Below are 6,530 nucleotides of genomic sequence, written 5' to 3'. Positions count from 1 at the left end.
CAATGCCCCCGCAGAAAACGACCCGATGTCGCGAACTTCTGGTTCAGGACACTAGGAGTACGTCAGCACACGAGTGCTGAAGGCAAGGAAAAGACAGCGAATGATGTCATCATCAAGGGAGTTTTTCAGGGGGTCGACTTGTTGCCCTCTCATCTCGACCTTTTTACCATTGATCTTGATCTAAGTTCTGAGGTTGCGCGCGAAAGCCGACTTCGGCGAGCGATAAGAGACGTGTTGAGCAACTACGATATAATCGTGTGCGATTGCCCGCCCAATCTAACAATACCAACGCAAAATGCATTGGCCATCAGTACTCATTTTGTTGTGCCGGTTGCGCTGGACTTTCTATCAAGCCTTGGGATTGCACTTCTTTTGAATCGCATAGCGAAGCTCTCCGAGCTACTCGAAAATCCATTGAAGAACGCCGGTATTGTTATTTCTCGGGTCGGTCGGACATCGTATTTCAGGTCGCAGACTGCGCAAACTTTGCGAACAGCGTTCAAGAATATGGTACTCTCCACTCAAATCACTGAGCGCGCGTCCGTAGCTCAATCCGCCGCTAAAAACTGCTCCATCTTCGATATGGGAGATGCTGCGGCTAGCGCCGAATTTGCATCCCTTGGTGCCGAATTGCTTGCAAAGCTGACCGCAAAATGAAAACTCACGAAGTATCAAAGATATTGGTTGCTCTCGCAAAGGCTCTACAGCAAGCGCCTAACGTCAATCTAGAGCAGTTGACATTCAATCAGCCGCTGCCATCCCAACGAAAAAAGCCAAATCCATCGGATATTCCGATGGCGCTAAGTGCGCTTGTAGCGCTTTCGCAATTTGACAAAGCGCAATGGCGGGCAGTCATTGAAGAATACAAGTTCCCAATTGAAGTCCGAAATACCGAATCTACTCGCGATATCGTGGGAAAAATTCTGCGGCATTTGGAGCAGGACTCAGAAGCACGACGTAAGCTGAAGCAAGCTGTGCAGAGAACGAAATCTGATATCAATCCTGAGCTTATGACGGCCTTGAACTTTCTGTTGAAATAATGTCGCAACTGCAGAAAGAAATAGACGCGAACCACGCTGCTTTCTTCAAAGACTGGACGCTACAAGCTGCAAAGAACTGGAAGACTTTGCAAAAACATCCGGCTTACGAAGCAAGCTACAGGCGACTGAGCGCTATCCAAGCTCTAAAAGCTTATCTCGTCGTTCCAACCTACAGCAAACCAAGTGCCGCCTTCTTTTTTGAAGCCCACAACGACACCTTAGTGTCGCATGTGAATGCGTCCGTCGGCGCTTGGCGTGCGTCGCTACAGTCTCTCCGCAGTTGCATCGAAAACGCCCTCTGCGCAGCGTACTACAATGAACACCCCGTCGAACTAGAACTTTGGGGGGAGGGGAAATTCATCATAGGCCTCACAGAGTTGCTTAGATATTTTGAGAAGCATCCCCGCTTGTCTAAACTTGCAGAGAACGTCTCCGGATTAGGATATTTACGAGCGGAATATGCGACGTTGTCCAAAGCGGTTCATGCATCAGCCGCAAACTTTCGAATGACTGATCCTGTTTCCGATGTACTGCTGTGGGATCCAGACCCGGTAAAAGCAGCTATGTGGTCTGCGCGTGAGAAGCGAACAATCGAGGGGGTTTGCCTGCTTTTGACGTGCCTACACAGCGAACGTCTTCAAGGCACGCAACTAACCCCGCTCCGGGACGCTCTTAGTTTTAGTCTCAGTGCGTCAAGCCGAACCCTACTTAAACAAGCCGTTAGCGTCATCATTCAATCGCCATGAATGCACTACGCTGATCTTTGCGCTGAACGAGCAGCCTCAAGACACGAAGTTACTCAGGCGAAGCCAACAATGGCCAGCTATTTGGTGAGCGAATTGCTTCTGCAATAGTCACTGCAAGTTATTTCAAGCGTTTGCGCAGCGAACTGGGCGGATGATGTTTCCGCCGCTCGTCCGCTCCAGCGCGCTTTCCAGACATATCGGGCTCGACGTCGAGAGTCCGCAAAGGGCCAAGAGGCGACATGGCATTGCTCGCATCTATAAATGAAAGAGGCCGCCAACTAACGCGGCCTTACTCCGGTCCGCGCAGATCGCCGTTCAACCAACGGTTTGTTTCGGCTTCGTGCATGGGATCAGGCTGGCCGCAGTCGACGCAGCGCAGCACCCGCTGCCCCTTTGCCAGCAACAGCTTCATCGTCTTGTGGCACTTGGGGCAGACAGACGGAGAGGATTGAATTTGAGACACGATGCTTACCCGGTGCATTGGGCCGTCGCCGGGTTAGATTTTGACCACGAAAGATTTTGACCTATCGCACTTTTCGCAATCAAAAGTCCTTAGATCGTAGCCTTCCGCACCGGGCGTGATGCAAGTCAGCCTCATGGGCTCGCTGCATCGCGGACAGGGTATGATTCCGGTCTCAGCGCGACTGAAGAGTACGTCGGAATGCGTTGTGGGCATAATGCTCTCCCTAGTTGGGCGGGAGCGTTACCGATCTCTCAGTCACCGATGGATGCCCATGGCGGGGCGGTGATGACTTCAGCATGCGCTTCGAGTTCCGCCACCGCTGGTCAATATTGCTCGCATCGCCAAAGAAATTCACGGCGGTTTTGGTCCGAAGTCGCTTCTGGGTCCAAAATGCGAAGAACTCAACCTGAGCAAATCTTGTCCGCCATGCCTCACGAAGCGGACCTCGTGGAGCGATGCTGCCACTTCGCCGAAGGGGCCACGAGCAGGCATATTTGCTTTAAAACCCCAGCTTAGCCAATCTACTTCGGCGGTGACGGCAACGCCGAAGAATGGTGATCGACAATCAACCAGCGATCACCGTCCTTAACGTAGGTGAAGCTGTAGCGCGCGGGTAAGCTTTTCGGCTCGCCATCCTTAAGCCAAGAAAACGTGTAATAGCCTGAGTTGATTGCCGCGTTGCCGTAGATGCGGATCAACTGATCGCCAAAATCTACCTTGATGCCAGGAACAGCCTTGGCAACGCCAACGAAATACTCACGCACGGCTGCCCGCCCGGAACGTATTTTAGGTGCCGTTGTCCCCCAGAGCACGGCATCGTCCGAATAGAGCGGTGACACTTTATCGGGATCAACAAGCGCTTGTCCCCATGCTGACGCCGCCGCAGCTACGTCCGCTTTCGGTTCCGCAAAGGCGCTCGAAACAAGAGACAACAACCCAATGCTGAGTGAGAGTCCGGCGCTTACCACAGTTGAGAATGATTGCATGACACTCCCCTTCGTTCGAGGAACCACCAAGAGTTCTTGAGAGGGACATCTGTCCGGTCAAAAGACTGTAGCATCAAACAATTAAGCCAGCACGTCTGGTTTGGGGTTAAAAGCGGCTCTCAGCGAGCATTGCCGTGAAGGTCAGCTAGAGGCCAACGGCGGACGTGCAACCTTACTCCGCAATGATGACGCAAGCCGCAGCCATCACCGGCGCGGACCGCGCGACCAGGGACCTGAGTTTGTTGACAGCGCGGATGGCGAAGCCCAGCGGGACCGGATTGTTCAGGCGAAGGAAGGCGACTTTCTTCACGTACCCCTCGACATGCCATTTGGCGTGTGCACCGCGATGAAAAACGATCACGTCGCCAGCTCTAAAGCGTTTTGGCGGCACGCCTTTGCTTTCAAGCACAATCGATCCTTCGATAATCACGATGGTTTCATCGAGATCGTAGTACCAATTGAACTTGCCTTCAGTGCAGGACCAGATCATGGTTTTGGCAGTGCCACATGCGCTGGTCGATAACACGTGCGAGCGCGCTTCCGGATTTCCGTCAATGATCCAGGATGGCTCGACTGGCGAGGGCGTGAGGTCCACGTCGCAACGTCCGGCTTCAATCAGCGCAAACTGCATGTGGCTCACCTCAAGGGCTGAATGGACCGCATCGAGAAAAAAGCGCGAGCACTCGCCGGGCTTTCCCGACGCTCACACAAATCAACTTTTGACGGAGTTTGAAGAGACACGTTGCCGCAAGCTGCCGTCGCCGAGTGACTAATGCGGGCTACCTCTAAAGCCTATTCTCATGCCGTCCCGCAACCGGGGATCAACTTGCTGGCTAGTCCGCTTCGGGTTCATAAGCTGCCGATGATCGACCGAACTGGCAGCTTCCGCTTTATAACCGGAAGCCGACGTTTATGAGTACACACCCTAGCTTAGCCCGGCGTGAACGACGCGACTTGCGTGTTGGATGCGGAAATGATCTGAGCGGGCCAGTCCTGTTTCAGACTGGGCGCGAACTCGGCGTGCTGCAGAAGCCGCACAAGATCATCAACCGCGTTCTTATCGCGCAGAAAGGATAGCACGAGGGCCGGCTGGCTATTGGGGAGCGGACCGAAGACGACAGAGGGGACGGGTGTGACGACATTGCGATTTTCCATCGTGCGGTCGAGCGCGGCGAGGTTTATGTAGGCAGTCTTTAGCGCATCAACTGCGCTGGCGTAGGCTGCACCGGCAGCGGCTCGCTGGGTGGTCAGTTGCAACAGTGTGCTCATTTGATGACTCTCCTATGCTCCCGTGTGTCCGCACAAGATCGGCTGTTCGGGTCGGACCGTCAAAAGTGGCAGATTGGGATCAGAAAGGGTTACTAAGCGTCACGAGCGGGCATGAACGGCCATCGGGCGGTTATCGCGTGACGATTTCCACAGCCATATAAACCGCGATGGTTAGACAGTTTGGTGAGCGCGCAAAATTCGCGAGCGATGACAATGCTCCGGTAGGAGGGCGCGTCCGCCACTCGATCAAGTCATTCCCCGGGCGTGCTGTGTACATCCGACAGCACGTCCGGGGTGTATGAACCGGCAATGGAGAAGCGACTAACCTCTGCCGGTGCATTCTGATTAGCGCTTGTCGGGAGAGGCGGCAGCCAGCAACGCGCGCAAATGATCAGCGTGGAGTTCTAGCTTCGCGTCATCGCCGTCTCGGTTCAACACCTCACGGAAGTAATTTAGATGCGAGCGACCGGCGTCGCGATATTCTTCGTTGGTCATCTTCGCCATCTGGTTCATCCTTCGCTGTTGTTGGGCGATTTGTGCGGTCCGCCCAATTGACCGATCTCAGTGAGTTTCTCGCACGTCGTCGGCGTTCTTTACGATCAGATGTCCGAACTGCCGTCCGAACACCGTTCGGAGCATCCGCAACTCACCGCTGTGCAGCGCTTTAACCCGCCCGATAAAATGAAGCCCGTCGCCTTGCGCCAAATGCTCGCGATCAGCAATGCAGAGCAATGTCGCGCGCATGACATCCTTGATGTTGATGCTGCCGGGAAAACATTCGAGCAGTTTGCGGGCGTGACGCCTCCAACTCGCTTTTCGATTTTCGCTATGGAAGAAAGTCGCTAGATCGGTCAGCGCTAACCAGTCGAGATAAAGTCTATCGCTGGCGATGTGGATTGCATCGAAGGTCGCGTCCAACATATCGACTTCTATATCTGGAACGCCGCGACGACCTCGCTCGATATCTTCGATTTTTCCGTCTTCAATCGTGAAAGTGAGCTTGGCTTTTTCAACATACACTTTGGTCATCGCGTTACCTCATTGAGCCAAATTTGCGCGGCTTGCTCGTCGCTGGCATGCAACGGTATCGTTGGCGGTTCACCGATGAGCGAGATTTCCACGCTACGGCGCATCATCGGCGGTCCATACCCTTCAAGCATGCGGGCGTATGGGCGCGCTTCAATTTCGATCTCGTCATCATGCTTCGCCTTGCATCCTTCGATCCATCGTGTGAAACGGGCATCCCATCTTGCGAAGTAAGCGCGATCATCGTCGCTTATCGTATCGAGGCGAGCGGCAAGGCTATTCGGCGGCTTTAATTGCGCGATGATCGCCGCAAGTCTGTTTCTGTCCCGCTCCGTAATTGGCATCAGTGGCGCGCTAGCATCTTTTCGAGTTCTGTTAGGCGTTCCCGCATTTCATTGATGTCCGTGACGTTCTTTAATTTCTCCATCGCTGTCGCGATTGCCTTGGTTTCGTCGGCGGTCAATTCACCTTCGATAAATGCTCGCATGACCGTAGCGGGTTCTGCGTCGTCCAACTCAATCGTGCGGGCTGGCGGCAGGCAGTAGCGCAGGATCAATTCCAGCGCCTTCCAGTGCGAAGCGCTTTCTTTATCGTTGAGAGCGTCGCGCAATTTGTTGACAGCGTCCGGCCCCATCGCCTTGATGCTTGTGAGCATCTCAGATGACAGACGGTTCTTTGAACCCGGCTTGCGCCCAGAGGTCGTTACAAATCGTCCGCCTTCACCACGGACAACCTCGCTAGAAATAGCGGGATTTGGCGTCGGCGTGACGTTGTTGGGCGCTGTGGTCATCATCAAATCCACCGGATTGGCACATTGAATTTATGAAGCCACGCGGCAACTGCCGCGCGATCGGTTAGGGTGGTGCGGCCATGCTGCATTGTCGCTTTTGGAAAGCCGTAACGTTCGGACCAATGCCACAGAACTGCGCGTGAGCATTGAAGTGCTTGGCGCAATTCCTTGGCTGCTATGTACTGCCCCGTCCGTAGAGTTACAGACGAT

At 54.0% G+C, this 6,530-nt stretch carries 11 protein-coding genes; 3 read left to right on the top strand and 8 right to left on the bottom strand.

Going from position 1 to position 6,530, the window contains the following annotated elements:
- The 3 genes from OC450_RS15100 to OC450_RS15090 all read left to right on the top strand — a co-directional run.
- On the top strand, positions 1 to 657 hold a 657-nt coding region (locus tag OC450_RS15100), incomplete at its 5' end, for a ParA family protein (protein WP_262048201.1).
- Positions 654 to 1,040, top strand: coding sequence for a hypothetical protein (locus OC450_RS15095; RefSeq protein WP_262048200.1), 387 nt, complete (start codon positions 654 to 656; stop codon positions 1,038 to 1,040). The genes OC450_RS15100 and OC450_RS15095, both read left to right, overlap by 4 nt.
- A complete protein-coding gene (locus OC450_RS15090) occupies positions 1,040 to 1,786 on the top strand; it encodes a hypothetical protein (RefSeq protein WP_262048199.1) in 747 nt (248 codons plus the stop codon). The genes OC450_RS15095 and OC450_RS15090 overlap by 1 nt, the downstream gene beginning before the upstream one ends.
- Before the next feature lie 289 nt (positions 1,787 to 2,075).
- Here OC450_RS15090 and OC450_RS15085 read toward each other — a convergent pair whose 3' ends face one another.
- From OC450_RS15085 to OC450_RS15050, 8 genes are all read right to left on the bottom strand, one after another.
- On the bottom strand, positions 2,076 to 2,198 hold the full coding sequence (locus OC450_RS15085; RefSeq protein WP_262048198.1) for a hypothetical protein: 123 nt from the start codon (positions 2,196 to 2,198) through the stop codon (positions 2,076 to 2,078).
- A gap of 572 nt (positions 2,199 to 2,770) precedes the next feature.
- Positions 2,771 to 3,235, bottom strand: coding sequence for a DUF4440 domain-containing protein (locus tag OC450_RS15080; protein WP_262048197.1), 465 nt, complete (start codon positions 3,233 to 3,235; stop codon positions 2,771 to 2,773).
- A gap of 172 nt (positions 3,236 to 3,407) precedes the next feature.
- Entirely contained in the window at positions 3,408 to 3,866 is a 459-nt protein-coding gene (locus tag OC450_RS15075; RefSeq protein ID WP_262048196.1) for a cupin domain-containing protein, read from the bottom strand.
- A 299-nt stretch (positions 3,867 to 4,165) separates the two neighbouring features.
- Positions 4,166 to 4,504, bottom strand: coding sequence for a hypothetical protein (locus OC450_RS15070; RefSeq protein ID WP_262048195.1), 339 nt, complete (start codon positions 4,502 to 4,504; stop codon positions 4,166 to 4,168).
- Between the two features lie 345 nt (positions 4,505 to 4,849).
- On the bottom strand, positions 4,850 to 5,008 hold the full coding sequence (locus OC450_RS15065; protein ID WP_262048194.1) for a hypothetical protein: 159 nt from the start codon (positions 5,006 to 5,008) through the stop codon (positions 4,850 to 4,852).
- Positions 5,009 to 5,065: 57 nt separating this feature from the next.
- Positions 5,066 to 5,533 (bottom strand): hypothetical protein, encoded by a 468-nt coding sequence (locus tag OC450_RS15060; protein WP_262048193.1) that lies wholly within the window; start codon positions 5,531 to 5,533, stop codon positions 5,066 to 5,068.
- Positions 5,530 to 5,874 carry a hypothetical protein gene (locus tag OC450_RS15055; protein WP_262048192.1) on the bottom strand — a complete coding sequence of 115 codons (345 nt, stop codon included), beginning with the start codon at positions 5,872 to 5,874 and terminating at the stop codon, positions 5,530 to 5,532. The genes OC450_RS15060 and OC450_RS15055 overlap by 4 nt, the downstream gene beginning before the upstream one ends.
- On the bottom strand, positions 5,874 to 6,320 hold the full coding sequence (locus tag OC450_RS15050; protein ID WP_262048191.1) for a hypothetical protein: 447 nt from the start codon (positions 6,318 to 6,320) through the stop codon (positions 5,874 to 5,876). The genes OC450_RS15055 and OC450_RS15050 overlap by 1 nt, the downstream gene beginning before the upstream one ends.
- Positions 6,321 to 6,530: the final 210 nt, after the last annotated feature.

The sequence above is a fragment of the Bradyrhizobium sp. Bra78 genome (assembly GCF_024519855.1).
GTDB classification, from domain to species: Bacteria; Pseudomonadota; Alphaproteobacteria; order Rhizobiales; family Xanthobacteraceae; genus Bradyrhizobium; species Bradyrhizobium japonicum_G.
Note: the sequence above shows the minus strand (reverse complement) of the source record. Positions and strands in the feature narration are given on the sequence as shown.